Below are 25,772 nucleotides of genomic sequence, written 5' to 3' on the forward strand. Positions count from 1 at the left end.
AAATGATTGAGGCACATGAACTCGCCAAGCGCTTTGGTGACAAGACCGCCGTCGACGGCATCACCTTTTCCGTCCAGCCGGGAAAGGTGACCGGCTTTCTTGGCCCCAACGGCGCCGGCAAATCCACCACCATGCGGCTGATCGTGGGCCTGGACCGCCCCAGCGCCGGAACGGTGGCGGTCAACGGAAAACCGTACGCCCGGCACCGGGCGCCCCTGCATGAAGTGGGCGCGCTGCTGGAGGCAAAGGCCGTCCACCCCAAGCGCACCGCCTACAACCACCTGAGGACCCTCGGCGCCACCGAAGGGATCTCCGCTGCCCGGGTCCGGGAAGTCATTGAGCTGACCGGCCTGGGGCCTGCGGCCCGGAAGAAAGTCGGCGGGTTTTCGCTGGGCATGGGTCAGCGGCTCGGCATTGCGGCGGCCCTGCTGGGGGATCCGCAGACGCTGATCCTGGATGAACCGGTCAACGGGCTGGATCCGGAGGGGGTGAAGTGGGTGCGTTACCTCGTCCGCGGTCTGGCCTCGGAGGGCCGCACCGTATTCATTTCCTCACATCTGATGAGCGAGATGGCGGTTACCGCGGACCACCTGATTGTGATCGGCCGCGGCAGGATCCTCGCCGACGCGCCGATTGACCAGGTCCTCGCGGGCAGCCAGCAGGAACGCGTCCTGGTCCGTACCGACGACGTCGCGGCGCTGGCGGCCGCCGTCGCCGCTCCCGGGGTGGATGTGGACAGGACAGGCGGGGATGTCCTGCAAATTGTCGGTCTGCCTGCCCGCACCATTGCCGAAACGGCGCATTCCCGGGGCATCCTGATCACCGAGCTCACTCCGCAGAAAGTCTCCCTGGAGGACGCATATATGGAGCTCACCAGGGGTGAAGTGGAATACCAGTCGCAGTCGAGGAACCAGCCGCCGGAATCCCTGCCGGCGCAGGAAGGACGGACGGCGTGAGTACCTCCGCTGCTTCCCCTGTCACGGCGGCGCCCCGGCAGGGACCAGGACGGGTCACCTTTGCCCGGGTCCTGAACTCGGAATGGATCAAAACCGTCACCGTGCCCTCCACCGTGATCCTCTTGACCGTGACCTTCGTGGTGATGGTTGGCCTGGCCGCCCTGGTGGCCTGGGGCACCGTCCAGCTGGTGAGTGATCCCGCAGCCGGTCCGCCCGGGGGCTTCGATGCCTCCATGCAGAGCCTCGCCTATGACGTTCCGGCCTCCGGGCTGCCCTTCGGCCAGCTGCTGATCGCCGCCCTGGCAGTGGTGCTGATGGGCAGCGAGTACACCACCGGGATGATCCGCACCACCATGGTGGCCGTGCCCACCCGGACCCCTGCGCTTCTGGCCAAAACACTGGTGACTGCCCTTGTGTCCTTTGTCGTTGGTGTCCTCTCTGCTCTGGCCGCCTATCTGGTGGCCCAGCCAATCCTGAACAGCCAGGATCTGGGCTTTGGCTTGGACGCAGACTCGGTGTTGCCGTCAATTATCAACACCGGAACAGTCCTGGCGCTGATCGCCGTCATGGGGGTGGCCATCGGTGCCCTGCTGCGCAGCACGGCCGGGGGAGTGGTGACGTTCGTGGGCGCCCTGTTTGTCCTTCCGATCATTGCCGGCCTCCTGTCCGGGCTCGCGGACTGGGTGGATGACGCGGCCCGTTTCCTGCCCAGCAGTGCCTCCGCCCAACTCGTTGCCACAGGGATCCAGCCGGGCCAGTTCAACCAGGTGGAGGGGGGACTCATCCTGGCCGGCTGGGCGCTGGTGCTGCTGGTGGCCGCCGTCATTCTCCTGAAGAAACGGGACGTCTGAGCGGATCCTCTGGATTCGCGAAGGACTACGGGTTATCCCTGATTCATCCCGGGAAAGTTCCCGAAATCATCCTTTCGAACGGTCCGGAGAGCGTTTCACTCCCATAGGGTGGGAGGAGCCCCCCAGCTTTCATCCGCCCCAACGTGAGGATCACCATGATCGAGGCATCCGGCCTCTCGAAACGCTACGGCGCCAAAACTGCCGTCAATGACGTTTCCTTTACCGTCCAACCCGGCAGGGTCACCGGCTTTCTTGGCCCCAACGGCGCCGGCAAATCGACCACCATGCGCATGATCGTGGGGCTGGACCGCCCCTCGGCCGGTGCCGTGACGGTCAACGGCAAGCCGTACCAGCAGCACCGCGCGCCGCTGCACGAAGTCGGAGCACTGCTGGATGCCAAGGCCGTGCACACCAAGAGGTCGGCCTACAACCACCTGCGTGCCCTGGCAGCCACCCACGGCATCTCCAACAAGCGGGTCAACGAGGTCATTGAACTCACCGGCCTGGGACCGGTGGCTAAACGGCGGGTGGGCGGCTTCTCCCTGGGCATGGGGCAGCGCCTTGGCATTGCCGTCGCACTTCTGGGCGACCCCCAGACACTGATTTTCGACGAGCCGGTCAACGGCCTGGACCCGGAAGGCGTTCTCTGGGTGCGCAACCTGGCGAAGGGCCTCGCCGCCGAGGGGCGGACCGTCTTCCTGTCCTCGCACCTGATGAGCGAAATGGCTGTCACCGCGGACCACCTGATCATCATCGGCCGCGGCAGCATCATTGCCGACGCGCCGATCGGCGAGATCATTGCCGGGCAGGACAAAATCCGCACGCTGGTGCGGACGGACCAGCCGGAGGAACTGCGCCGGGAACTCGAAAACCGTGCAGCCACCTTTACCCAGCTTGAACCGGGCCTCCTGGAAATCACCGGCCCCGAGCCGCGCAGCATCGCCGAGGCCGCCCTGGCCCGGCAGATCCTGATCTACGAACTGACTCCCCGCCAGTCCTCGCTGGAAGAGGCGTACATGGAGCTGACCCGTGACCAGGTCGAATACCAATCACACGGCTTTGAGCAGCGGGAAGAACCGGCGTCCGCAGCCGAGCCAACTTTGATCAGCGGCGGAGGAAAGTCAGCATGAGCATCCAGACAGCACCTACACCGGCTCGGACCCGGAACCGGGACGGCTCGGGCCTGAGTTTCCCGCGCATCCTGCGTTCGGAGTGGATCAAGGTCACCACAGTGCCCTCCACCGTGATCCTTTTGGCCATCACGCTCGTCGTCATGGTGGGACTCAGCACCCTGTACGCCTGGCAGCTGGCGGTATCGGTCCAGTTCATGGCGGACGCAACCCCGGAGATGCAGGCCCAAATGGGCGGCGGAATGGACATGCTCCGGGAACAGGCCTTCATGGCACCGGCCAGCGGCTACATTTTCGGCCAGCTGCTCATTGCGTCGCTGGCGGTTGTCCTGATCGCCTCGGAGTGGGGAACCGGCATGATCCGGTCCACCATGGTGGCCGTTCCCACGCGGATCCCGGCCCTGCTGGCCAAGAACCTGGTCATTGCCCTCGCGGCCTTTGTCCTGGGCGCCGGTGCGGCGTTCATCTCCTACTTTATTGACCAGCCCATCCTCGCCGGGGAAAGCCTGGACTTTGCCCTGACCGAGGACGGGGTACTGCGCTCCATCCTGAACACCGGAACCTATCTGGCGTTCATCGCCGTGATCTCGATGGCGATTGGAACGCTCCTGCGCAATACGGCAGGCGGAGTGGTGACGGCCATCGGACTGTTCTTCGTTTTTCCCGTGATCATCGTGAACCTCATTCAGGGGCTGGCCGACTGGATTCCCGACGCCGCCCGCTTCCTGCCCACCAACGCCGGGGATCGGATGCTGCTGATTCCGGCGGATGAAGCCGGCCAGCTCACCGCGTTGGAGGGCGGCCTGGTGATGGCAGCCTGGGCCGTGGTGCTGCTCATCATTTCCCTGCTGGTGGCCAAACGCCGCGACGTGTAGGGACAACAACCGCTGGGGGGGGCGGGAGGCGGCGGACGAACAGCCGCCGCCTCCTGCCGGGTCCTTTGCAGGGCACCAACTCCTCCACAGGGGGAGTTTTCGTGTTTAAGCGCCCGGATTACCCACGGTCCGCGTCACTGTTACGCGCTCCCTCCCGGCTCTGGTTGAATCGAAGCATGTCTGATGCATCGGATCACATCCATGACCTTGGCGCTTTTGTCAGCGCCTCCCCCTCCAGCTTCCACGCCGCACGTGAAGGCGCCCGCCGCCTCATCGCCGCCGGGTTCGCGGAACTGGACGAAAGCCTTCAATGGCCGGCGGAGCCCGGAAAGTACCTGGTGGTGCGCGACGGCGCGCTGATCGCCTGGATTGTTCCTGAAGGTGCCGGTTCCGGAACCGGGTTCTCCATTCTGGGCTCCCATACAGATTCGCCCTCCTTCAAGCTCAAGCCCCGTTCCACCACCGGACGGCTCGGCTGGCTGCAGGCCGGCGTGGAGGTGTACGGCGGCCCGCTGCTGAACTCGTGGCTGGACCGCGAACTGCAGCTGGCCGGGCGCCTGGTGACCTTTGACGGTGAAGAACACCTGGTGGAAACCGGACCGCTGATGCGGTTCCCCCAGCTGGCCATCCATTTGGACCGGGCAGTGAATGAGGGCCTCAAACTGGACAAGCAGCAGCACATGAATCCGGTGTGGGGGCTGGGGGATCCCTCCACTGCTGACCTGCTGGAGCTGCTGGCCGCCCGCGCCGGGCTGACGGCATGCCAGGTGGGTGGTTATGACATTGTTGCGGCCGACACGCAGGAGCCGCGGACCTTCGGGGCGGAGAATGAGTTCTTTGCCTCGGGCCGCCTGGACAACCTGTCATCGGTCCACGCCGGCCTGGCGGCGCTGATTGCCGCAGCGGAAAACAAGACCGGCGGCTCCATTGCCGTTATGGCTGCCTTCGATCATGAGGAAGTGGGCAGCGGGAGCCGTTCCGGTGCCGCCGGCCCGTTCCTGGAAGATGTGCTCAACCGGATTTCCGGCGGGCTGGGTGCGTCCGAGCTGGACAAGCAGCGGGCCTTCGCGGCTTCTTTCTGCATCTCCGCCGACGCCGGCCACGCGGTCCATCCCAATTATTCTGAGCGCCATGATCCGGCCAACCACCCCGTGCTCAACGGCGGTCCGCTGCTGAAAATCAACGCGAACCAGCGCTACACCACCGACGCTCCCGGCGCAGCACGCTGGGCCGGGCTCTGCCGCGAGGCCGGGATTCCGTACCAGGAGTTCGTGTCGCACAACTCCATGCCGTGCGGCTCCACCATCGGCCCGCTGACGGCCACCCGGCTGGGCATCCGCACGGTCGACGTCGGCATTCCGCTGCTGTCCATGCACTCGGCCCGCGAGATGGCCGGCGTTCAGGATCCCTTCCACCTGTCCCGGGTGAGTGAAGTTTTCTTCACCAAGTGACACCCGGGCCGCCGTACCCCGGACCCGGGGCGTAAGAACCACCCGCCCGGGTCCGGTAGACTAAACAAGTCTGTGCTGTCGGCTTGTCCGACGCTTTTCCTGCCCCCTGGTCCTCCAGGGCCGGCGGGACGACAACGCAAAAGAACCTCCTGTTACGGAAATGCCGTGACCGTATAGCCCAAAGGAGGTGGGTTCACAAATGCGTGCTTATGAACTGATGGTTATCATCGACCCCGAGGTAGAAGAGCGTACAGTCGAGCCTTCGCTCGACAAGTTCCTCAATGTTGTCCGCAACGATGGTGGAACCATCGACAAGGTCGACATCTGGGGCCGTCGCCGCCTCGCCTACGAAATCCAGAAGAAGGCCGAAGGCATCTACGCAGTGGTTAACTTCACCGCGACGCCTGCAGCTGCTGCTGAGCTTGACCGCCAGCTGAGCCTGAACGAGACCATCATGCGCACCAAGATCATCCGCCCGGAAGAGCAGAAGATCTCGAAGAAGGATGCCAAGAAGGCCGCAAAGGCTGAAGCTGCAAAGGTTTCCGCAGAGTAATTTCTGCAAACCAAACCGAAATCAGGAGGCAACATGGCAGGCGAGACAACTATTACCGTCGTCGGCAACCTAACGAATGATCCGGAACTCCGGTTCACTCCGTCGGGTTCGGCAGTGGCTAACTTCACCATTGCCTCGACTCCGCGGACCTTCGACCGCACGTCAAATGACTGGAAGGACGGCGAAACGCTGTTCCTCCGTGCATCTGTCTGGCGCGAAGCCGCTGAGAACGTGGCCGAATCCCTGACCAAGGGGACGCGTGTTGTTTGCCAGGGCCGCCTGAAGTCGCGTTCGTACGAAACCAAAGAAGGCGAAAAGCGCACCGTTATGGAGCTTGAGGTCGACGAGATCGGTCCCTCGCTTCGGTACGCCTCCGCAAAGGTCACCCGCACCCAGCGCTCCGGCGGCGGTGGCGGCGGCTTTGGCGGCAACAATGGAAACTCCGGAAACAGCGGCTTCGGCGGCAATTCCAACCCCGCATGGGGCGGCGGCCAGCAGCAGCCACAGGCTGCACCGGCTGACGATCCCTGGGGTGCTCCTGCAGGCGGCGGAAACGCCGGCGGCTGGGGCAACGGTCCGGACTCCAACGACCCGCCCTTCTAAGCTCGACCGGAGAGCGGTGCGTTGCCCGACGGGAAACGCACAGCTTTTCACCCCCTGCGCCTTCGGGCGCAACCTCAGACGGCACCCGCCGTCGAGCCCATCCCGTGGAATGATCCACGGGCTCCACTAGACATAAGGAGCTCCACGATGGCTAAGGCTGAACTTCGCAAGCCCAAACCAAAGTCCAATCCCTTGAAGGCCGCTGACATCACTGTCATCGACTACAAGGACGTAGCATTGCTGCGCAAGTTCATTTCCGACCGCGGAAAGATCCGCGCTCGTCGCGTAACTGGCGTAACTGTGCAGGAACAGCGCAAAATTGCACAGGCAATCAAGAATGCCCGTGAAGTTGCTCTCCTGCCGTACTCCGGCGCTGGCCGCGGCTAAAGGAAAGGAACCTAACTCATGGCAAAGCTCATTCTGACCCACGAAGTAACCGGTCTCGGCGCTGCCGGCGACGTCATCGAGGTAAAGGACGGTTACGCACGTAACTTCCTTCTGCCCCGCGGCTTCGCTCTGACCTGGACCAAGGGTGGCGAGAAGCAGGTTGAGTCCATCAAGGCTGCCCGCGCCGCCCGCGAGCACGCTTCCCTGGAAGATGCTCAGAAGCAGGCTGCTGCACTCTCCGCCAAGCCGGTCACTCTGGCCGTCAAGGCCGGCGAGTCCGGACGCCTCTTCGGTACCGTCAAGCCCGCCGATGTTGCTGCTGCTGTCGAAGCTGCCGGTCTCGGCGCCATCGACAAGCGCAAGGTTGAACTGCCGACTCACATCAAGTCGGTTGGTTCCTTCCAGGCCAACGTCCGTCTGCACGACGACGTTGCTGCTGTCATCGACCTGAACGTCGTAGCCAGCTAGTACGCCGTACGCACGCCTTCGGGCGTGTTTGGCTTCTGCGCCCCCCGCCCTTGGGCGGGGGGCGCTTTTGCGTGCAGCGGGCATCCCGGCGGCTGTGGCGGCGGATGGGGACATCCTGTGGATACCGGCTGTGGAAAATTCTCGCCGAACCGGGGATAACCTCGTCCTTATGCCTGTTCCGGCCATCTGTCAACCTGAAAATCCGGCGTCCACGTCCGGAAAAAATACTTGTTGTGCACAGGTGTGGATGAACGTTTACCCATGTCAGAGCCATATTTAGGTTAAAAATAAATGTTTATCCACACCCTTATGCCCAACCTGTGCACAAGACACGCCGCCTTATCAACACCTTGTCCACAAGGGCTGTGGATAACTCATTTGGGAGCAGGGGGAATCGGGACTACGGTTGCGGATGAATCCCATCTATTCGACTCCCTGCCTTTCACCGGGACGGTGCCGGTCTCCGGCCGCCGCAGAAGTGTCACCGCGGCGGGATAGACCTGAATCAGCTGCCCACCGGGCAGGGATCGCACCACAGCAGGACCTTGGGAAAGGGTTACACAGTGTCGCTCACGCATACTGATTCACCGGCATCCAGTGCAGGCTCCGACTTCGCACGGACGCCCCCGCAGGATTTGGTTGCTGAGCAGTCCGTTCTGGGCGGCATGATGCTCTCCAAGGACGCCATTGCCGACGTCGTGGAGGTCCTGCGGGGGATCGACTTCTACCGTCCGGCCCACGAATCCATTTTCGAAGCCATCATTGACCTGTACGGCCGCGGCGAGCCTGCCGACGCCGTCACCGTTTCGGATGAGTTGACCAAGCGCGGCGAAATCGGGCGTATCGGCGGCCCGGCCTATCTCCACACACTGATCCAATCCGTTCCCACCGCTGCCAATGCGGGGTTCTATGCGGAAATTGTCCGTGAACGCGCGGTCCTGCGCCGGCTCGTGGATGCCGGCACTAAAATCGTGCAGCTCGGCTATTCCAGCGACGGCATGGAAGTGGACGACATCGTCAACGCGGCGCAGGCCGAGGTATACGCCGTGGCGGAACGCCGCACCGCAGAGGACTATGTGCCGCTGAAGGACATCATCGAGGGCACGGTGGACGAGATCGAGTCCGCCGGCCACCGCGGCGAAGGCATGACCGGCGTGCCCACCGGATTCTACGAACTGGATGAGCTGACCCAGGGGCTGCATCCGGGCCAGATGATCGTGATCGCCGCCCGTCCCGCTGTGGGTAAGTCCACCTTTGCCCTCGACTTTGCCCGCTCCGCGGCAATCAAGAACAACATGACCACCGTTTTCTTCTCCCTGGAAATGGGCCGCAACGAGATTGCCATGCGCCTGCTTTCCGCGGAAGCCACCATTGGGCTCCAGGACCTGCGCAAGGGAACCATCAAGGACGAGCAGTGGGGCAAGATCGCCACCACCATGGGGCGGATGAATGACGCCCCGCTGTTCATTGACGACAGCCCGAACATGTCACTGATGGAAATTCGGGCCAAATGCCGGCGGCTGAAGCAGCGCCATGACCTCAAGCTCGTGGTGCTGGATTACCTGCAGCTGATGTCCTCGGGCAAAAAGGTGGAGTCCCGCCAGCAGGAAGTTTCAGAGTTCTCCCGTGCCCTGAAGCTGCTGGCCAAGGAGCTTGAAGTGCCGGTGATCGCCCTTTCGCAGCTAAACCGTGGTTCCGAGCAGCGTACGGACAAGAAGCCCATGGTTTCGGACCTGCGTGAATCCGGTTCCATTGAGCAGGATGCGGACATGGTCATCCTGCTGCACCGTGAGGACATCTACGACAAGGAGTCCCCGCGTGCGGGCGAGGCCGACGTCATTGTGGCCAAGCACCGTAACGGCCCCACCAAAACCATCGTGGTGGGCTTCCAGGGCCACTACTCCCGGTTCTCCAACATGGCGGTGGAGGGCGGCTCCGGTTTCTAGGCGTCCCGGCGTCTAGACTTGATGCTGCCGGTCTGTGCCCTGACGGCCCGTCTCGTCCGCTCCCCCTTTTACAGCCGCACCCTAGGAGTACCGTGCCCAAGTCAAAGCCCCGCAAGAAGGCAGCCGCCAAGAAGAAGCAGGCCCGCCGTGCCGAGCATGAGACCAACCGGATCTTTGGCAACACCGAATCCTTCACCAGCGACGAAGGCGAGGCGCTGCTGACCGCACGCGGCTGGATCAGCGAACGGAGCCAGCCCGGGGGTGCGCTCGACGGCGATGCCTGGTACTGGATGCCCTCGCAGCTGCCCGCCTATCTGGAAGAGGGCGAACCCGTTCCGACGTCCGTCTTTCCGCTCGAGACCGGTTTCGTGAGCCAGCTGGCAACACCGGACGGCTCCGTTCCGCCCGAGGCACAGACCGAATACGGTTCCCTGGAGGAACTCGAAGCCGACCTGGAACGGCTGGAGGCCTACCGGGTTCCGCAGGAATCCTGGACGGTCCTCAGCGGCGGACCCGGACCGGAGGAAACCCCGGCGGACCTCATCGAGACCATTGCCGAGGACTGGGAGCTCATTGCCGAGCTGATCCATTTCCCTTACAGCACCGAGCCGGGACCGCGGTCCTTCGAGACCGTGGTGCAGGCCCACGCGGACGGACTCCTCACGGACTACGCCTACCGGTCGGTGCTGGCCGGGCGGGGCATGCCCGTTCCGGAACTGACCGCCCACCCTGGGGCCTGAGGCGGGCACCTGATCCGCCGGTGTTGCTCCTGCCGCCGGAAGGGAACTAGCATCGAAGCCATGAAGCTTTCCTGATTTCCGCGCCCGCCGAGGCCGCACCAGCCGCTGCTGCCCTCCGGCAGCCCGGCTCCTGTGCCCTGATGCCCGGCGTGCGGCCGATTTCCGGACTCAGGAACCCACATGGCAGCCTTTCACCGCGCCAACTCCGCACACAGCGCTTTCGCCGCACGCCCCGGCGGGCATCTTCACCTAAACGGCGTCAGCTTCAGCTATCCGGGCCGCCGAATTCTCACCGACGTTTCCTTTGCCGTCTCCGGCGGCGACCGCATTGGACTCATTGGTGAAAACGGTTCGGGCAAATCCACCCTGCTGCTCATCGCAGCCGGGCTGCTTCCCCCGGACTCCGGATCGGTGCTCCGGCCGGCCTCTCTGGGCCTGCTGCACCAGGAACTGCATTCCGCGCCCGGGACAACCCTGGACGATGTCCTCGACGCCGCCGTCGAGCCCGTCCGCAAACTAGAAACCGCGCTGGAAGACCTCAGCAGCCGGCTGTCGCTGGAGCCGGAGGACAGCGGCATTTCCGATGCCTATGACGCCGCGTTGCAGGCTGCCGAACGCGAGGGTCTGTGGTCCCTGGCTGCCCGCATCAGCGAGGTCCTCGCCGGCCTGGGTCTTGCCGGACTCGAACGCAGCCGGCCCGTCCACAGCCTGTCCGGCGGCCAGCGCCGCCGGCTGGCCCTGGCTGCCCTGTTGCTGGAACAGCCTGACGCCCTGCTGCTGGATGAACCGACCAACCACCTCGACGACGACGCCGCAGCCTTCCTGGCTGCCGAACTCACTCGACGCCGGGGGCCGCTGCTGATGGCCAGCCATGACCGGTGGTTCCTCGCCGCCGTCGCCACCGAACTGGTGGACCTGGATCCCTCCTCCGGAGCCGAGGGCTACGCCGGTCCGCCATTGCAGGGCGCCCGCTTCACCGGCGGCTACTCGGCCTACCTGGCGGCCCGCGGGGCCTCGCGGCGGCGCTGGCGGCAGGCCTGGGAGGCGCAGGAAGCGGAGCGGGAACGGCTGCAGCGCATCAGTGACGTTGACGGCCGGAACGTCTTTCATACCAGCGTTGCTCGGACCGAGGCGCGCGCAGCCCAAAAATTCTACAGCGACAGGGCCGCCAAGACCGTTGGCGGGCGGGTGAAGTCCGCGCGGCGCGGTCTGGCGGACCTGGATCGGCGGGCGGTACCGGAGCCCCCGCAGCCGCTGGCCTTCCGCGGGATACCTGCCGGTACCGGTGCTGTCCCCGCCACTTTGGCGGAAGGGGAAATCCTGCGCCTCAGCGGCGCCGGAGTCTCGGGCCGGATGACCCCTTTGGGCCTGGTGGTGCAGGCGGGGGACCGGCTGCTGGTGGAGGGCCCCAACGGCGCCGGGAAGTCTACGCTGCTCGCCGTACTGGCCGGATTGCTTCCCGCCGACACCGGGGAAGTGGAACGGAAGGCAGAGCTCAGCGTGGGCCTGCTGCTGCAGGAAGACCGGTGGCCGGATCCGGCGGTTCCAGCCGATGCGGCCTACCGCTCCCGCCTGGCCCGGCCGGAGGATGCACCCTCCCTTCGGGAGCTGGGGCTGCTCCGTGGAGGCGAAGAACTCCAGCCGCTGGCCGAACTCTCGCCGGGACAGCGGCGCCGGGTGGCGCTGGCAGTGCTGCTGGCCGAGCCGCCGCAGCTGCTGCTGCTCGACGAGCCCACAAATCACCTGGCGCTGGCGCTGTCGGAGGAACTGGAACATGCCATCGCCTCGTATCCGGGAAGCGTGGTTCTGGCCAGCCATGACCACTGGGTACGGCGGAGGTGGGCCGGCCGCCGGCTCTATCTTTGACCGGTTCAGGCACCGGGCGGAGCTCCTGCTACAGCCCGGAGCCCGCTGTGGGCGTGGCGTCCCGGTCCCGGCTGGACGCCAGCTGCCAGGGGACACTGGCCACCATGATGCCCGGCTCAAAGTGCAGGCGGGCCTTCATCCGCAGGGCGGTTTGGTTGTGCACCAGCTGTTCCCACCAGCGGCCCACCACGTACTCGGGGATGTACACCACAAAGAGTTCGCGGGGAGCATTTCGCCGTGCCTCGCGCAGATAGGTCAGCACGGGGGACACCGTTTCGCGGTACGGGGAGGAAAGCACCGTCAGCGGCACGGGGATCTGCATCCTCTCCCACTGCTCCATCACCCGTTTGGTGTCCTCGGAGTCGATGTCCACGATGATGGCGTTCAGGGTTGAGGGGCGCGACGCACGGGCGTAGGCCAGCGCCCGCAGGGCGGGCTTATGGACTTTGGACACCAGGATTACTGCATTGACGCGGGAAGGCAGCGCCAGCCCCTGTGCGTCTTCCTCCACCGCCAGTTCCCTGGCCACGGAGTCGTAATGCGCCCGGATGGTGAACATGAGCAGATACAGGCCGGCCATGGCCAACAGCGCAATCCACGCACCGTGGGTGAATTTCGTCACTAGGACAATCACGAGGACCAGTGCCGTCATGCCAAATCCGCCGGCGTTGATGATCCGGGAACGCTTCATCTGGCGGCGCGCTTCCCGGCTGCGTTCCGTGCGCAGACGAGCGGTCCAGTGACGGATCATGCCGAGCTGGCTGGCCGTGAAGGAAACGAAGACACCCACGATATAGAGCTGGATCAGGCGGGTGACGTCGGCGTCGAACACAAGGATCAGGACCAGGGCACCAACTCCGAGGGCGATGATGCCGTTGCTGAAGGCGAGCCGGTCCCCGCGGGTGCGCATCTGCCGCGGCAGAAACCCGTCCTTCGCGAGGATGGAGGCCAGGACAGGGAAACCGTTGAAGGCCGTGTTCGAGGCGAACACCAGGATCAGTCCCGTGGCTGCAATCACAATGTAAAACGGAAGGCTTCCGTTGCCGAAGACCGTTTCCGCGAGCTGACTGATCACCGGATGTTGAACGTATTCCGGGCCCACGGGGTTCCCGTTGATGGTCAGCTGGAGGCCGGGATCCTGCACCATGCGCACATTCGTGGCGCTGGCAAGGGCCAGGATTCCAGCGAGCATCGAAGCCGCCACCACTCCCAGGAGCAGCAAAGTGGTGGCGGCATTGGTGCTCTTGGGCTTGCGGAAGGTGGGAACACCGTTGCTTATTGCCTCCACACCGGTCAGTGCAGCCGCACCGGAGGAAAAGGCGCGCAGGAGCAGGAACGCTCCGGCAAGGCCCACCAAGCCGGAGTCCATCGCGGATTCAGGCACCAGGTCAAAGTCTGCGGACGGCGCCTTGCCCAGCGTTCCGGTGACGGCCTGGAAGGCACCGACGGCACACATGCCCAGCACTGAAGCGATAAACACGTAGGTGGGGACGGCGAATACGGCCCCGGCTTCCCGGATCCCGCGCAAATTGACGAGGACCAGGACGGCCACGCCGACGGCGGCAATCACCGCCTGGTGTCCGTCCAGCACCGGCATGGCAGTGATCAGGTAATGCGATGCGGAAGACATGGATACAGCGACCGTGAGTACGTAGTCCACCAGCAGGGCGGATGCAACCGTTAGCCCGGCGGGTTTACCCAGGTTGGTGCTGGCGATTTCATAGTCTCCGCCGCCCGAGGGGTAGGCATGGACGTTCTGCCGGTAGGAGGCAACAACCGTGAGCAAAACAACAATCACGGCCAGTCCCACCCAAGGGGAAACGGTGACCGCAGTGACGCCTGCCAGGGCCAGTGTGAGCAAAATTTCATCCGGAGCGTACGCTGCGGAAGAAAGGGCATCCGAGGCATATACCGGCAGCGCGATGCGCTTGGGAAGCAGGGTGTGCGAGAGCCGTTCGTTGCCGTAGGGACGCCCGACCAGAATGCGCTTGAGCGCATTGAAGAATGTGAGCACGAGGTCAAACCCTAGACCCGCGGTTGGTCCGTGTCCACAAGCCCCCATTAGCTGTGACCTTCACCATAGCCGCGGGAGGCTGGTTGATGCACCCTTCCAGCCATCCGCCCGCGGGCTCGCGGCGGCAGGCAAATGAATGCCAAGGCGGTCACCTGAGTGCGTGACCGATACCAATTTGTTATCAAGCGGGACATCCCTTACGGTGTTTAGCGGGTTCGGAAATACGAACCCCCCGGGTAGATGAACTCCCGGAAGATGGCTGGCACCATTCCGGGTGCAGCCGCGAAACGCTCGGTGCCTCGAGCCACCACACGTCGCCACATCGTCAGGCACCGCATTCATGACCTCTATCGTCAAGGGGTTGGCGACGGCGTCGAGAAGCCTTGGGAAGGGTGGAACGCAGGTGGGCCCCGGGAGCAGCCAAATCCAAATGACTAAGTCTAAGATCAGCCGTAACGTTCGCCGGGGACTAGCTGTAGCAGCAATCTCAGGTGCTGGCGTGGCCCTGACCGCAGTACCGTCCCAGGCTGCAGACGCGGGTACATGGGATGCACTCGCACAGTGTGAAAGCGGCGGCAACTGGGGCATCAGCACCGGTAACGGGTTCTCCGGCGGCCTTCAGTTCACCCCGAGCACCTGGGCGGCCTTTGGCGGTACCGGTGATCCCACCTCTGCCAGCCGTGAGCAGCAGATTGCCGTGGCTGAGAATGTTCTTGCCGGACAGGGCTGGGGCGCATGGCCTGCCTGCTCCGCAAAGCTTGGCCTTTCCGGCGGAGCCACCGGTGCGGTGACCCCCCAGGCCACCTACACCGAGCCCGCCCCGGTCCAGGAATACGTGGCTCCGGCTCCGGTTCAGGAATACGTGGCTCCGGCTCCGGTTCAGGAATACGTGGCTCCGGCCCCGGTCCAGGAATTTGTCCCGGTGGAAACCTACTCGGTTCCCGAAGTTCCGGCAGCCCCTGAGGTTGCAGTGCCCCAGACCCCGGTTGTCCCGGAGGCACAGGTTCAGCAGTACGCACCGGTGCAGACTCCCGCCCCCTCCGTGAGCGGTGAGACCTACACCATCCAGTCCGGTGACACGCTCTCCGGAATCGCTGAGAAGCTCGGTGTCGCAGGCGGCTGGCAGGCTCTGTACAGCGCCAACGCCGACTCCGTTATCGACCCGAACCTGATCTTCACCGGCGCTGTTCTGCAGCTGCCGGCCTAGGGAAGGCATAGCCCGGAATCTGCAGCATCTTCGCAGGACCGGAAATAAGCAGTTATCAGGCGCCCCGCTTCACGGCGGGGCGCCTGCTGCGTTAAGGACCGCACGGCCCAGTCGTCAGCCGCCCGCCACGGACTGCAGGACGAGGACTTCGCATCCCGGCGGCACCGAGCTGGCCAGGCCGTCCAGGGAACGGAGCTCTTCTCCGTTAATATAGACATTCACATAGCGGCGCAGCCGTCCGGCCTCGTCCCGTATGCGCCGCTCCAGCCTGGGATAGTCGGCAGCCAGGCCGTCCAGCAGGTCGGCGGCGGTATGTCCCGGCCCGGACGTGCGGGCGAGTTCGCGTTGTCCTCCGGCCGCCGCGGACAGGGCCGCAGGCAGGACCAGGCGCACCGGATCGGTTGCCGTCACCGATCCACCTCCGTTGCACGCACCCTGTCACCCGTCACCGGGAAGCCTCCATTACAGTCCCGCAGCCTGCACGACCCCGGCCCGGACGCACAGCACGTCAGGAAGGTTTCCCGCCACCAGGGAAAACGTGTTGCCCTCATCGGCGCTCCCGAACACCTGCCCGCCCCGGGTGCCGAAGTACACGCCGGCCGGCTCCGCCGTATCCACCGCGGCGGCATCGCGGAGCACCGCGTTGTAATCAGTCTCCGGGAGGCCCTGATCCAGCCGCGTCCACGAATCCCCGGCATCCTCGCTGCGGTAGACCGCCAGATGCCCCTCCGGGGCAATGCGCTCGCCGTCGGCTTTCAACGGGATGGTCCAAATGGTTCCCGGCCGGGTTGGATGCGCCAGCATGACAAAGCCAAAATCGGCGGGCAGTCCGTCCGCGATGGACTGCCAGGAGTCCCCGGCGTCGTCGGTGCGGTAGACCCCGTGGTGGTTCTGGGCATACAGGCGACGGACATCACCGGCGTCCCGTGCCACTTTATGGACACATTGCCCGTACTCCGGATTCGGATCCGGCATGAAGTACGCGCTGATGCCGGTGTTGCGCGGCGCCCAGGATGCCCCGCCGTCGTCAGTGCGGTAAACACCTGCCGCACTGATCGCCACGTGGACCGTGTCATCAACCGGGCTTGGCAGCACGGTATGGGCCGCGGCACCGCCAAAACCGGCGCCCCAACCGCTGCGGTGGGGATGGTCCCAAAACGGCTGGTTCATCTCGAAATGTTCGCCGCCGTCCGTGGATTTCCACACGGAAATGGGTTCCGCTCCCGCCCAGACCACTCCCGGGCGGTCCGCGCTGTCCGGCTGCAGCTGCCATACGCGGGTCAGTGCTTCGCCGGTGTCTGCCGGAAAACGGACGGCGCCGTCTTCCGGCTCGCTCCAGGTCTGCCCGAGGTCATCCGAGTGCACCACGCACGGACCCCAGTGCCAGTTCATGATGCCGGCGAGGATCCGTGGCACCGGCCCCCGGGTATCAAGGGCCACGGACGCCACTTCATCCATGAGGAAGTGCGGCCCGGCCAGGTGCCAGTTTTGCCTGTCAGTACTGGTCGCCAGCCACAGGCCCTTGCGCGTACCAATGGCCAGGACGGCCTTGTCCCCTTCATTCATGCTGGTATTGGACCACGCAGGCACGGCACGGACAAGGGTCCGCCGAAAGGTCCCGCGTGGAAATGCGCGGCTGCATCCGGTAGGTATGGAGCATGCCTTTCCGCTTCCCGTTCCGGCGCGCGGCCGGATGATCTACATTGATCCGCCGCTGTGGCCGGCCCATAACACTGTGTTCTCCCACCTGGTCTCGGACACCTCCCTCGCTGAACTGCACGGCTTCGCGGCCGCCGCCGGCATAGATGCCCGCGCCTTCGATCTGGACCATTACGATGTGCCGGTGCGGCGCTACCCGGAGCTGGTGGCCCGGGGGGCGGTGGAGGTCGACGGCGGCACCCTGGTGCGCCTGCTCATCCGCAGCGGGCTGCGCATCAAGGCGCGCGAACGCAGTGCCTCGCTGGTACATCCCCTGCTGGCACGCTGGGAAGCACTGGTGCCCGGAGCCAACGGGCTGGGCGCCGAGCTGCTGAACCGCTGGGGCGAGCCGCACCGCCGCTACCACGACCGCAGGCACTTGCTGGCCGTCCTGGAGGCAGCGGAGCAGCTTTCGGAGGGGCCGCCGCCGCGGACGGTACTTTTGGCGGCCTGGTTCCATGACGCCGTGTACCGCGGGGCACCGGAGGATGAGGAATGTTCCGCGGAGCTCGCCGGGAAACTGCTTCCGGAGGCGGGTTCACCCGAGGCGGAGATTCGCGAAGTACAGCGGTTGGTCCGGCTGACGGCCGGACACCGGCCGGAGCCGGGGGACACGGCCGGCATGCTGCTCTGCGATGCCGACCTCTCGGTCCTGGGCCGCAGCCCGGAAGCCTACCGCCGCTACCTTGCCGATGTCCGACGTGAATATGCGCACGTGAACGACGCCGATTTCGCCGCCGGCCGCCGCCGGGTGGTGGAGCAGCTGCTGGAGGCCAACCCGCTGTTTTCCTCTCCCGCCGCCCGGAACCGCTGGGAGGAGCAGGCGCGCCGCAACCTGCGCTCGGAACTGGAACGTCCGCGGCCGGCCCGGGAGCCGCAGGATTGAGCGGCAACACCTCCATCCCGTGGACCGGCCATCCCAAAGGCAGCCGGGGCTACCGCCGCGTCATGGTGGCACTGGCCGCAGCAGGAATGGCAACTTTCGCCCAGCTGTACTCCGTCCAGGGCGTCCTGCCCGGCCTGGCCCGGGACCTGGACATCACCGCCCCGGCCGCCGCCCTGGCAGTATCAGCGGCAACACTGGGCCTGGCGGTTTCCGTCATTGCGTGGTCCGCGGCAGCTGACCGCTTCGGCCGGCTGCCGGTCATGCGGCTGGCAATCATTGCCGCGGTGGTCCTGGGACTGCTGGTTCCGTTCAGCCCCAATCTTCCGGTCCTGCTGATGCTCCGGTTCACCGAAGGTGCGGCAATGGGCGGGATCCCCGCCGTCGCCCTGGCCTACCTCAGCGAAGAGGTGTCCCGGGTCCATGCCGCCGTGGCCGCCGGCAGCTATGTTTCCGGCACCACCATCGGCGGGCTCGCCGGCCGGATCGTTGCCGCCCCAATGGCCGACGCCGCAAACTGGCGGGTGGGCGTTGGCGCCGTCAGCCTGCTGGCCACCGCAGCCGCTGTCGTCTTTATGCTCACCGCACCGAAGCAGCGCGGGTTTTCGCCCCTGTTCCGCACCGATCCCGGACCCGGACTCGGCGGGCGGCTGCTGCTGAACCTGCGCAATCCCCGCCAGATCAGCCTGTATCTGCAGGGTTTCCTGCTGATGGGCGGATTCGTGGCGGTCTATAACTATCTGGGGTTCCGGCTGGGCGCAGCACCGTTCTGGCTGCCGCAAAGCGTGGCGAGCTTCCTGTTCCTGGCCTACCTCGCCGGCACGTGGTCCTCCCGTGCCGCCGGATCACTGGCAGGCCGGCTGGCGGCGCACGGAGGCCGCAAAACGGTGCTGCTCGGGTCGATAGCAGTGATGGCCTCCGGGCTGGCCCTCACTCTTGGGTCCTGGCTGCCGGCCGTGATTGCCGGGCTCGTGGTCTTTACCGGCGGATTCTTCGCGGCCCACTCCATTGCCTCCGGCTGGGCGCCCTTCCTCGCGACCGAAGGCCGGGCACAGTCCTCCTCGCTGTACAACCTGTTCTATTACGCCGGTTCCAGCTTGCTGGGCTGGGCGGGAGGCATCTTTTTCCAGCATGGGGGCTGGACCGGGCTGAGTATTTTTGTGGCCGTACTGATGGCCCTGGCCGCCGCTGCGGCTGCGGCAGTCCTCGGACCGGAACCGGGAACAGAACCCGTGCAGGCACCCCTGCGGCAGGACCGTAAGCTGTGAAGATGGGCACTTCAGCACAGACCTCCGGCTCCGCCCTGGGCCGGCGCATCCTCGCCCTGGCCGTACCGGCACTGGGCGCACTGATTGCCGAACCGCTGTTCCTGATTGCCGATTCGGCAATCGTGGGCCATCTGGGCGTCAATGAACTGGCCGGAGTGGGGCTGGCGTCCACGGTGCTGCAAACCGCCGTCGGGCTCATGGTGTTCCTAGCCTATTCCACCACCGGAACCGTGGCCAGATATTTGGGCGGGGACCGGCACCGTGAGGCCGTGGCCGCCGGCCGGGACGGGATCGGGCTGGCCCTGATTCTTGGCGTGCTGCTTTCCGTTGCCGGAATCCTCGCTGCTCCGGCTCTGGCCACTGCACTGGGAGCCACCGGTGAAGTGCATGCCTTCGCCGTGGACTACCTGCAGTATTCAATGCCCGGGCTTACCGCCATGCTCGTGGTCCTTGCGGCCACCGGCGTGCTGCGCGGGCTGCAGGACACCCGGACTCCGCTGGTGGTGGCCGCCGTCGGCTGCGCAGTGAACATTGGCCTGAACTATCTCCTGGTGTACGGGTTCAACCTGTCCGTGGCCGGTTCTGCGCTGGGCACCAGCATTACGCAATGGGGCATGGCCGCCGTCTATCTGGTGCTGGTGGGACGGATGGCCCGGCGCGCCGGGGTTCCGCTGCGTCCCGCCGCCGCCGGCATCCGCGCCACAGCCCACGTGGGATCCTGGCTGATGCTGCGGACGCTGAGCCTGCGCCTGGCCGTGCTGGCCGCGGTGCTGGTGGCCACCGCCCAGGGGCCGCAGTCGCTGGCCGCCCACCAGCTGGTCATGACCGTCTTCACCTTCCTGGCCTTTGCCCTGGATGCACTGGCCATTGCCGCGCAGGCGCTGATCGGCAAGGAACTCGGCGCCGGCAACGCTGCCCTTGCCCGGGAGCTGACCCGGCGGATGATTCGGTGGGGCGTGGGATTCGGAGTGATCACCGGGGTGCTGCTGGCCGCGGCGGCTCCCTTTGCGGGGTGGATCTTCACGCCCGACGCCGGCGTGCAGTCCGCGCTGACCGCCGGACTGTGGGTGCTGGCCGTGTCCCAGCCGATCTGCGGCCTGGTATTCGTGCTCGACGGCGTACTCATCGGTGCCGGCGACGCCCGGTACCTGGCCGTCACCGGCGTACTGAACCTCATTGCCTACCTGCCGCTGCTGTGGTGGGTCCATGCCTCCGGCCTCGAAGGTCCCGGCGGCATTGCCTGGCTGTGGGCCGCCTTCGCCCTGGGATACATGAGTGCCCGCGCACTCACGCTGACCTGGCGGATCCGGCAGGACGCCTGGATGGTCACCGGGGCGGCACCGGGCAGCGCAAGCGACTAAGCTGGTGGGGGGCCAACCGGCTCCACAAAGGTGCAGACACGAAAGCGGAGGCTCGGCAGTGGGCGTATCCAGCCACGGAATGACCCCGTGGAAACCCATCCTCCTCCGTTCGGCCACGGCGGCTGCGTTTGGGATCCTGACCGTCTTCTGGCAGGGACCCGGAATCAATGTGCTGTCCGTTGCGGGCGGACTCTACCTGCTGCTCACAGCGGTCAGTGTCTGGCGGATGTCGATTCTCGCAGGCGTCAGCGGGGAACCCCGGATCCGCACCCTGCAGCTGCTTGAGGCGGCCGTCTACGCCCTTGCCGGTGTGGCCGTCCTCGCGCTGCGCTCGGTGGAAGCCTTCTGCGCCGCGGCCGGCATTGCGCTGGCACTGGGCGGCGCCGTCGAGCTTTTTCTCTGGCTCAGGTCCCGCAGCACATTCCTGCCGGCCCGAGACTGGCTGATCACAGGAGTGGTGAGCCTGGGAGCGGCCATCATCCTGGTAGCCGTGCAGGTGATGGACCTCGGAGCGCAGGCGATGCTGGGAGTCACCGGCGGTTCTGCGCTCATTATTGCGGTCATGCTGGCCACCTCGGGCCTGGGCGCCCGGTTTGATGCCCGTTCCGCGGGCAGCACGGACCCGGCAGCAGCGGGCCGGCAAAAGCCGTAAACTGGAAAATCGGTTCTACCGTTTGTAGAACCGCGATCATCAACGCAGCAGGAGGAAATCAGTGGCGAACAGCTCATCCGGTGGGCCGCAGAAGCGGAACTCCGTGAAGGCCCCGCTCATTTTTTCTGCCGTCTTGGCTGTGATTGCGGGCATTGCCACCATGATCTTCGCCACCGGCGGCGGAGAGAAGGAACTGCGGGTTGATCTGGGTTTCACTGCCGCGGGCATTGCGTTCATTGCCTCCGTCCTGATCTGCTCGCTGCTGCTCATGACGGAAAAGCCGAACCCGGACCACCTCAGCGAGGGCTCCGGCGTCAACCGCAGCTCGGCCAAGATTCCCGGCGGTGCCGGCTCGGTGGGGGCACCCCGGAGCAGCGCTGCACCGGCAGGCACTTCAGCACCTGCCGGAACCAGTGCGCCGGAAGCCCCGGACGCTGCTCCAAAAACGGCCGACGGCGCCTCCCGTCCAGCCAATCCCGGCACCACGGAGCCCGGCGTTCAGTAACAAATCCCGCGGCCCGGTCAACGGGACTGCCGGGCGGCAGACGCCCCCGTAAGTTAGTCGAAGATTTCTTTGCTGATGTCCGTGGGAGCGCCGTACTCGCGTTCGGGCAGGTTTCCCAGTGCGTCCAGCACCGACTGGTCGGCCTTGGACCCCTCTGCCTTCTTGACGATGTCCTCCTTGGACGCCGGATAATCCAATCCGCCCAGGGCCTTTTGGATGTCGATCGGGCTTGGCTTGTCACTCATGGCTCTCCCTTGATTGATGTGCGTCTTGCCTTGCTTCCCACTGTCCGAACATGAGCTCGGCAGCGTCTGCGGAACGGTCTTGGACCGTTGTGGGGGATTCCAGGTGGACGGCCCCGGAGGGGACCAAACCGGCTCCGCCGTATTTTTCCATCACGCGCCACTGCGCGGCCACGTCCTCCCCGGAGTGCCCGGGCGGCAGATCCGGCCAAAAGCTGAAACCGCCGCAGTCCAGCAGCTTCCGGCGGTCGAAGAGCACGCAGGCGCCCACCCAGGCCACCTTGTACAGCCGCCAGGAGCCGGGCTCAAGCGACAAATCAGCACCCAAATGGGCAAGATTGGCTGCATTGTGCAGGGGCCACCGCTCAAAACCGGGTTCTCCGCGCCGGATCCGTTCCGGCTCCACAGATCCAGTCCACAGTTCGAACGTCTGCTGCTCGAGGGGCCTGCGGTCCGCCAAATAGGACAAACCCTGCACTGCCGCGCCCACAAACCCGCATTCTGCCTCCGCCAGGGCGTTCACCATCCGGCGCAGCATGTCCGGTTCCAGCCACACATCATTGTCCAGAAACAGCACGAGGGCAGAGCCGGCCGCATCCAGCAGGTGCTGGCGCTGCTGTGCCAGCCCGCGCGCCGGCAGGTTCCGCAGCAGGGTGACCGGCCGCCCCTGGGCCTTCAGCACCCGGAGCATCGCGGCCGCGGCCGGATGCGCCCAGGACGGTTCGCCCGGGCTTTGGTCACTGATCACCACGCCAAAGTCCGGTTCATCCTGGGCAGCCAGCCCGGCAAGCGTCACGGACAGTTCAGCTTCCCGGCCCCTGGTGGGTATCAGGACCTGCAGGTGGAGCCGGGAAGCCGGCACCGGGTCTCCGCCGCCGGTGCCCGCACCCCACGCCCCGGACCATGCCCGGCTCACGCGCGCGCTCCGGCTTCTTCCGCCGGGCCGGTTTCCCCGGCCGCCGGCGCCTTGGGCCCCTCCGGCGACTTGGGCTCCCCGGGCTCCTCAGGCCCCTTGCTGGGGCCGCGGGCTCCGGGGGCGGAAGACTGGATCCGTTCGACCAGCGCCGTCGTCGAATGGTCCGCCACATAGTCCAGAATCCGCACCTGCCCGCCGCATCCGCGCACCACCCGTGTCTCCTGCAGCATCTCCGGGGAATAGTCCCCGCCCTTGGCATAGATGTCCGGACGAAGGGCTTCGATCAGCGGAATGGGGGTGTCCGTGTCAAAAACCGTGACATAGTCCACGCAGCTCAGCGCCGCAATGACGCCGGCGCGGTCATGCACCGGATTGATCGGCCTGCCCGGACCCTTGAGCCGCCTCACCGACTCATCGCCGTTCAACGCCACCACCAAAACGTCCCCGAGGGCCTTGGCCTGCTGCAGATAGCGGGTGTGTCCGCGGTGCAAAACGTCAAAACAGCCGTTAGTCAGGACAATCCGCTTGCCGGCGGCCCGGTCTGCGTCCACCCGCGCCTGAAGTTCGTCATGAGACAGGGCGGTGTCCGCCAGGGCCGTCAGGTGCAGTTCCAGGTCCGCCCACGTGCACACCGATGTTCCCGCCCGCCGGACCACCACGTCGGCAGCGTTCTGCGCCAGGTCTGCCGCCGTGCTCAGGGGGAGCCCGGCGGCACGGGCCACGGTCAGGCACGCCACAAAGGTATCGCCCGCCCCGGACGCCTGCTTCTCCGTGGCAGGCCGCGCCCAGGTGCGGTGGATTGAGCCGCCGCTCATCAGCAGGGTCCCCTCACGGTCCAAGGTGACGACGGCGGAGCGGGCACCCGTTGCCTGCAGCAGTTCAGCGCCGCGGCTGCCGATCTGCTCGGCCCGCTCCCGGTCCGGCTCCGGCCGCAGGTCCAGCAGCCTGACTGCCTCCTGGAAGTTGGGGGTGACGACGTCGGGCTCCAGCGCAGCCCACAGTCCCGGCGAGTGGGCGTCCACCACGGTGAGCCGGTTTCCGCGCTGCCGGATCAGGGCCTCGCGCACGCGCCCGTGCAGCAGCCCGCTGCCGTAGTCGCACACCACCACGGCGTCCGCGTCTTCGAGCCACGCGGGCAGGGCACCGGCCAGGGCCTCCTCCGCCTGCCCCGGAACCGGGCTGCCGCCGTCGTCCATGCGCAGCAGCACCTGATCTCCCGCCAGGACACGGTATTTCGTGGCGGTCCGCGCGTCCGGACTGGCGTGCAGCAATTCGAGGTCGATGCCGGCGGCGCCGAGTACGGCCCGCAGCCGGCGGCCGGGTTCATCCTCGCCCACCAGCCCCGCCAGCCGGACCCGGGCGCCCAGCCCGCGAAGATTCATGGCGGTGTTTGCGGCGCCGCCGGGTGCGTAGTCGCGGCTGACCATATCCACCACGGGAGCCGGCGCTTCACGGCAGAACCGGTCCGTGGTGCCGGACCACCAGCCGTCCAGCATGACGTCCCCAACGACGGCGACTCGCGGCGCCCGGGCCGCCAGCCGGCCCGGCAGCCACGGGGCCAGACTGCGCAGCCCGGACAGTTCCGGCGGGCTGATCATGCCTGTCCCGGCACCTTCGCCAGGCCCACGTGGACCACTTTGACCAGACTGAACTCGTCGAGGAGCTCGGGTCCGTAGCCGAAGCCGCTCCCGCTCTCCCCGCGGGGTTCGGCGGAGCCACCGGGAGCGCCGCCGAAGACGGCGTTGATCTTTACCGTTCCCACCGGCAGGGCTGCCACGGCGCGGTGGGCGGAGTCGATGCTCGGCGTCAGCACGGTGGCCGCGAGCCCGAACCTGTCCCGTGCCGCCAGTTCCAGTCCTTCAGCAAAGCTGTCCACCACCTGCACCGGAGCCACCGGCCCGAACGTTTCCTCCGTAAAGACGGCCATGGGAGAGGAGCAGTTCAGCAGCACCGTGGCGGGATAGTGGGCGCCGGGACCGCCGGGCAGTACGCCGCCCTCGGCCAGCTCCGCTCCGTTCCGGACCGCGTCGGTGACCTGGGCATGGACCAAGGACCGGAGCCGGACATCCACCAGCGGGGCCGGCGGCTGCTCCCGGTTGCGGCGCCGGGCTTCCAGGGTCAGGGCCCGGCAAAACGGTTCGGCCAAGTCGCGGTGCACGTAAATGCGCTCGACGGCGGTGCAGATCTGTCCGCTGTTGCTGAAGGCGCCGATTGCCGCCTGCTCCGCCGCCCAGACCGGATCCACCCCGGCATCGATCAGCAGGGGATCGTTGCCGCCGTTCTCACGGATGACGTGGGCCCCGGTCAGGCCGGCCGCCCGCGCGATCCGCCCGCCGGCAGGGCTGGAACCAACATGGGCGAAGACGTCCACCCCGTCCTCGCGGGTGAGCAGCGACCCGGTCTCCGCGTCTCCGGTCAGAGTGCTGAAGGCGCCGGCCGGAAAGAACGGTGCCAGGATTTCGCCCAGCAGGATGCCGGTGTGGGGAGAGCGTTCGCTGGGCTTGTGAATGACGGTGTTGCCGGTGACCAGCGCCGCGCCAATCAGACCCGCTGCCACAGCCACCGGATCATTCCACGGCGTGAGCAGCACTGCCACGCCGCGGGGTTCGGAGACGGTGTAGTCAGCTGCCAGCGCGGATCCGCGCAGGCTGAGGCCGCGGTGCACCGGGCCGAGTTCCGCATACTGCTCCAGCGTGGACACGGCTGCGGCTATCCCGCCGAGGGCCTCATCCACCGGTTTTCCGGTTTCCCGGTGGTTCAGTTCAGCGAGTTCCGAGGCCCGTTCGGCGACGGCGGCGGCAGCTGAGCGCAGGACCCGGCCCCGGTCAGCGGGATCCGTCCCCGCCCATCCGGGCAGTGTCCCGCGTGCCGCGGCCACCGCCTGCGTCACCTGCTCCCGGTCCGCGGCGGCAAGTTCGCCCACCAGCGTGCCGTCATTCGGGTTGAGCACCACGATTCTGCCCCTGCCCGCAGCAGCACCGGCGATGGACTCAGCTTCAGCGCCCTCGGGCAAAGCGGCGGAGGCGGGAGGGGCTGCGGCCTTGGCGGGAGAGGCAAGCGGGGAAGCGGGAGCGGCACTGTGGGGCATGGGGTTCCTTGGGGTCGGCAGGCGAGCTGGCTGGATCCTGTGTAGGGTTCCTACCCGTTTGGGCGGCGCTTTACACAGGTTTGCACCGGGAGTTTTGAGGTACGGCCAGGCG

25 protein-coding genes are annotated in these 25,772 nt (G+C 66.2%); 18 read left to right on the forward strand and 7 right to left on the reverse strand.

What is annotated here, in order from left to right; translation table 11 throughout:
- Positions 1 to 2: 2 nt before the first annotated feature.
- From ACIQXM_RS08210 to ACIQXM_RS08265, 12 genes are all read left to right on the forward strand, one after another.
- A complete protein-coding gene (locus ACIQXM_RS08210; RefSeq protein ID WP_400930252.1) occupies positions 3 to 956 on the forward strand; it encodes an ABC transporter ATP-binding protein in 954 nt (317 codons plus the stop codon).
- Entirely contained in the window at positions 953 to 1,807 is an 855-nt protein-coding gene (locus tag ACIQXM_RS08215) for an ABC transporter permease subunit (RefSeq protein ID WP_400930255.1), read from the forward strand. Before ACIQXM_RS08210 ends, ACIQXM_RS08215 begins: the two co-directional genes overlap by 4 nt.
- A 155-nt stretch (positions 1,808 to 1,962) precedes the next feature.
- A complete protein-coding gene (locus ACIQXM_RS08220; RefSeq protein WP_400930258.1) occupies positions 1,963 to 2,937 on the forward strand; it encodes an ABC transporter ATP-binding protein in 975 nt (324 codons plus the stop codon).
- Positions 2,934 to 3,812 carry an ABC transporter permease gene (locus ACIQXM_RS08225; RefSeq protein WP_400930261.1) on the forward strand — a complete coding sequence of 293 codons (879 nt, stop codon included), beginning with the start codon at positions 2,934 to 2,936 and terminating at the stop codon, positions 3,810 to 3,812. Before ACIQXM_RS08220 ends, ACIQXM_RS08225 begins: the two co-directional genes overlap by 4 nt.
- Positions 3,813 to 3,988: 176 nt before the next feature.
- Positions 3,989 to 5,263: a M18 family aminopeptidase gene (locus tag ACIQXM_RS08230; protein ID WP_400930264.1), complete on the forward strand. Its 1,275-nt coding sequence runs from the start codon at positions 3,989 to 3,991 to the stop codon at positions 5,261 to 5,263.
- A 199-nt stretch (positions 5,264 to 5,462) separates the two neighbouring features.
- Positions 5,463 to 5,816: a 30S ribosomal protein S6 gene (gene rpsF / locus ACIQXM_RS08235; protein WP_152220935.1), complete on the forward strand. Its 354-nt coding sequence runs from the start codon at positions 5,463 to 5,465 to the stop codon at positions 5,814 to 5,816.
- 33 nt (positions 5,817 to 5,849) lie between these two features.
- The gene (locus tag ACIQXM_RS08240) at positions 5,850 to 6,419 is read left to right on the forward strand and encodes a single-stranded DNA-binding protein (protein ID WP_400930267.1); all 570 of its coding nucleotides are present in this window, start codon (positions 5,850 to 5,852) and stop codon (positions 6,417 to 6,419) included.
- Between the two features lie 147 nt (positions 6,420 to 6,566).
- Positions 6,567 to 6,806: a 30S ribosomal protein S18 gene (gene rpsR / locus ACIQXM_RS08245; RefSeq protein WP_003800144.1), complete on the forward strand. Its 240-nt coding sequence runs from the start codon at positions 6,567 to 6,569 to the stop codon at positions 6,804 to 6,806.
- Between the two features lie 18 nt (positions 6,807 to 6,824).
- The gene (rplI, locus tag ACIQXM_RS08250; protein WP_400930271.1) at positions 6,825 to 7,274 is read left to right on the forward strand and encodes a 50S ribosomal protein L9; all 450 of its coding nucleotides are present in this window, start codon (positions 6,825 to 6,827) and stop codon (positions 7,272 to 7,274) included.
- 563 nt (positions 7,275 to 7,837) lie between these two features.
- Positions 7,838 to 9,220, forward strand: coding sequence for a replicative DNA helicase (dnaB, locus tag ACIQXM_RS08255; protein ID WP_400930274.1), 1,383 nt, complete (start codon positions 7,838 to 7,840; stop codon positions 9,218 to 9,220).
- A 92-nt stretch (positions 9,221 to 9,312) separates the two neighbouring features.
- Complete coding sequence (locus tag ACIQXM_RS08260; RefSeq protein WP_400930277.1) at positions 9,313 to 9,960, forward strand: hypothetical protein; 648 nt, start codon at positions 9,313 to 9,315, stop codon at positions 9,958 to 9,960.
- 180 nt (positions 9,961 to 10,140) lie between these two features.
- Entirely contained in the window at positions 10,141 to 11,826 is a 1,686-nt protein-coding gene (locus ACIQXM_RS08265; protein ID WP_400930280.1) for an ABC-F family ATP-binding cassette domain-containing protein, read from the forward strand.
- A 28-nt stretch (positions 11,827 to 11,854) separates the two neighbouring features.
- Here ACIQXM_RS08265 and ACIQXM_RS08270 read toward each other — a convergent pair whose 3' ends face one another.
- Positions 11,855 to 13,840: an APC family permease gene (locus ACIQXM_RS08270; RefSeq protein ID WP_400930283.1), complete on the reverse strand. Its 1,986-nt coding sequence runs from the start codon at positions 13,838 to 13,840 to the stop codon at positions 11,855 to 11,857.
- Between the two features lie 430 nt (positions 13,841 to 14,270).
- Between ACIQXM_RS08270 and ACIQXM_RS08275 the strand changes: the two genes are divergently transcribed.
- The gene (locus tag ACIQXM_RS08275) at positions 14,271 to 15,047 is read left to right on the forward strand and encodes a transglycosylase family protein (protein WP_400930286.1); all 777 of its coding nucleotides are present in this window, start codon (positions 14,271 to 14,273) and stop codon (positions 15,045 to 15,047) included.
- 114 nt (positions 15,048 to 15,161) lie between these two features.
- Here ACIQXM_RS08275 and ACIQXM_RS08280 read toward each other — a convergent pair whose 3' ends face one another.
- Positions 15,162 to 15,458 carry a MoaD/ThiS family protein gene (locus tag ACIQXM_RS08280; RefSeq protein WP_400930289.1) on the reverse strand — a complete coding sequence of 99 codons (297 nt, stop codon included), beginning with the start codon at positions 15,456 to 15,458 and terminating at the stop codon, positions 15,162 to 15,164.
- A 51-nt stretch (positions 15,459 to 15,509) separates the two neighbouring features.
- Complete coding sequence (locus ACIQXM_RS08285; RefSeq protein WP_400930292.1) at positions 15,510 to 16,613, reverse strand: WD40/YVTN/BNR-like repeat-containing protein; 1,104 nt, start codon at positions 16,611 to 16,613, stop codon at positions 15,510 to 15,512.
- Between the two features lie 85 nt (positions 16,614 to 16,698).
- On the opposite strand from ACIQXM_RS08285, the gene ACIQXM_RS08290 reads away from it, so the two are divergent.
- From ACIQXM_RS08290 to ACIQXM_RS08310, 5 genes are all read left to right on the forward strand, one after another.
- The gene (locus ACIQXM_RS08290) at positions 16,699 to 17,631 is read left to right on the forward strand and encodes a DUF4031 domain-containing protein (protein ID WP_400930295.1); all 933 of its coding nucleotides are present in this window, start codon (positions 16,699 to 16,701) and stop codon (positions 17,629 to 17,631) included.
- 62 nt (positions 17,632 to 17,693) lie between these two features.
- Positions 17,694 to 18,896, forward strand: coding sequence for an MFS transporter (locus ACIQXM_RS08295; RefSeq protein WP_400930930.1), 1,203 nt, complete (start codon positions 17,694 to 17,696; stop codon positions 18,894 to 18,896).
- A gap of 2 nt (positions 18,897 to 18,898) precedes the next feature.
- On the forward strand, positions 18,899 to 20,257 hold the full coding sequence (locus ACIQXM_RS08300) for an MATE family efflux transporter (protein ID WP_400930298.1): 1,359 nt from the start codon (positions 18,899 to 18,901) through the stop codon (positions 20,255 to 20,257).
- A 58-nt stretch (positions 20,258 to 20,315) separates the two neighbouring features.
- A complete protein-coding gene (locus ACIQXM_RS08305; RefSeq protein WP_400930301.1) occupies positions 20,316 to 20,909 on the forward strand; it encodes a hypothetical protein in 594 nt (197 codons plus the stop codon).
- Between the two features lie 61 nt (positions 20,910 to 20,970).
- Positions 20,971 to 21,414: a hypothetical protein gene (locus ACIQXM_RS08310; RefSeq protein WP_400930304.1), complete on the forward strand. Its 444-nt coding sequence runs from the start codon at positions 20,971 to 20,973 to the stop codon at positions 21,412 to 21,414.
- Positions 21,415 to 21,467: 53 nt separating this feature from the next.
- On the opposite strand, the gene ACIQXM_RS08315 is transcribed toward ACIQXM_RS08310, so the two are convergent.
- The 4 genes from ACIQXM_RS08315 to ACIQXM_RS08330 are packed head-to-tail and all read right to left on the reverse strand — an operon-like array spanning position 21,468 to position 25,660.
- Positions 21,468 to 21,659: a DUF2795 domain-containing protein gene (locus tag ACIQXM_RS08315; RefSeq protein WP_400930307.1), complete on the reverse strand. Its 192-nt coding sequence runs from the start codon at positions 21,657 to 21,659 to the stop codon at positions 21,468 to 21,470.
- Complete coding sequence (locus tag ACIQXM_RS08320; protein WP_400930310.1) at positions 21,652 to 22,572, reverse strand: glycosyltransferase family A protein; 921 nt, start codon at positions 22,570 to 22,572, stop codon at positions 21,652 to 21,654. The genes ACIQXM_RS08315 and ACIQXM_RS08320 overlap by 8 nt, the downstream gene beginning before the upstream one ends.
- The gene (gene rfaE2, locus ACIQXM_RS08325) at positions 22,569 to 24,170 is read right to left on the reverse strand and encodes a D-glycero-beta-D-manno-heptose 1-phosphate adenylyltransferase (RefSeq protein ID WP_400930313.1); all 1,602 of its coding nucleotides are present in this window, start codon (positions 24,168 to 24,170) and stop codon (positions 22,569 to 22,571) included. Before rfaE2 ends, ACIQXM_RS08320 begins: the two co-directional genes overlap by 4 nt.
- A complete protein-coding gene (locus ACIQXM_RS08330) occupies positions 24,167 to 25,660 on the reverse strand; it encodes an aldehyde dehydrogenase family protein (RefSeq protein WP_400930316.1) in 1,494 nt (497 codons plus the stop codon). Before ACIQXM_RS08330 ends, rfaE2 begins: the two co-directional genes overlap by 4 nt.
- Between the last annotated feature and the right edge of the window lie 112 nt (positions 25,661 to 25,772).

The sequence above is a fragment of the Arthrobacter sp. NPDC097144 genome, from assembly GCF_044762205.1.
Lineage (GTDB): Bacteria > Actinomycetota > Actinomycetes > Actinomycetales > Micrococcaceae > Arthrobacter_B.

What these genes read in the sequence shown, in the direction of transcription:
- ACIQXM_RS08210 (WP_400930252.1), top strand. Translation starts at nt 3, where the DNA reads ATGATTGAGGCACATGAACTCGCCAAGCGCTTTGGTGACAAGACCGCC.
- ACIQXM_RS08220 (WP_400930258.1), top strand. Translation starts at nt 1,963, where the DNA reads ATGATCGAGGCATCCGGCCTCTCGAAACGCTACGGCGCCAAAACTGCC.
- ACIQXM_RS08225 (WP_400930261.1), top strand. Translation starts at nt 2,934, where the DNA reads ATGAGCATCCAGACAGCACCTACACCGGCTCGGACCCGGAACCGGGAC.
- ACIQXM_RS08230 (WP_400930264.1), top strand. Translation starts at nt 3,989, where the DNA reads ATGTCTGATGCATCGGATCACATCCATGACCTTGGCGCTTTTGTCAGC.
- rpsF (WP_152220935.1), top strand. Translation starts at nt 5,463, where the DNA reads ATGCGTGCTTATGAACTGATGGTTATCATCGACCCCGAGGTAGAAGAG.
- ACIQXM_RS08240 (WP_400930267.1), top strand. Translation starts at nt 5,850, where the DNA reads ATGGCAGGCGAGACAACTATTACCGTCGTCGGCAACCTAACGAATGAT.
- rpsR (WP_003800144.1), top strand. Translation starts at nt 6,567, where the DNA reads ATGGCTAAGGCTGAACTTCGCAAGCCCAAACCAAAGTCCAATCCCTTG.
- rplI (WP_400930271.1), top strand. Translation starts at nt 6,825, where the DNA reads ATGGCAAAGCTCATTCTGACCCACGAAGTAACCGGTCTCGGCGCTGCC.
- ACIQXM_RS08265 (WP_400930280.1), top strand. Translation starts at nt 10,141, where the DNA reads ATGGCAGCCTTTCACCGCGCCAACTCCGCACACAGCGCTTTCGCCGCA.
- ACIQXM_RS08275 (WP_400930286.1), top strand. Translation starts at nt 14,271, where the DNA reads ATGACTAAGTCTAAGATCAGCCGTAACGTTCGCCGGGGACTAGCTGTA.
- ACIQXM_RS08285 (WP_400930292.1), bottom strand. Translation starts at nt 16,613, where the DNA reads ATGAATGAAGGGGACAAGGCCGTCCTGGCCATTGGTACGCGCAAGGGC.
- ACIQXM_RS08290 (WP_400930295.1), top strand. Translation starts at nt 16,699, where the DNA reads ATGGAGCATGCCTTTCCGCTTCCCGTTCCGGCGCGCGGCCGGATGATC.
- ACIQXM_RS08295 (WP_400930930.1), top strand. Translation starts at nt 17,694, where the DNA reads ATGGTGGCACTGGCCGCAGCAGGAATGGCAACTTTCGCCCAGCTGTAC.
- ACIQXM_RS08300 (WP_400930298.1), top strand. Translation starts at nt 18,899, where the DNA reads ATGGGCACTTCAGCACAGACCTCCGGCTCCGCCCTGGGCCGGCGCATC.
- ACIQXM_RS08315 (WP_400930307.1), bottom strand. Translation starts at nt 21,659, where the DNA reads ATGAGTGACAAGCCAAGCCCGATCGACATCCAAAAGGCCCTGGGCGGA.
- rfaE2 (WP_400930313.1), bottom strand. Translation starts at nt 24,170, where the DNA reads ATGATCAGCCCGCCGGAACTGTCCGGGCTGCGCAGTCTGGCCCCGTGG.
- ACIQXM_RS08330 (WP_400930316.1), bottom strand. Translation starts at nt 25,660, where the DNA reads ATGCCCCACAGTGCCGCTCCCGCTTCCCCGCTTGCCTCTCCCGCCAAG.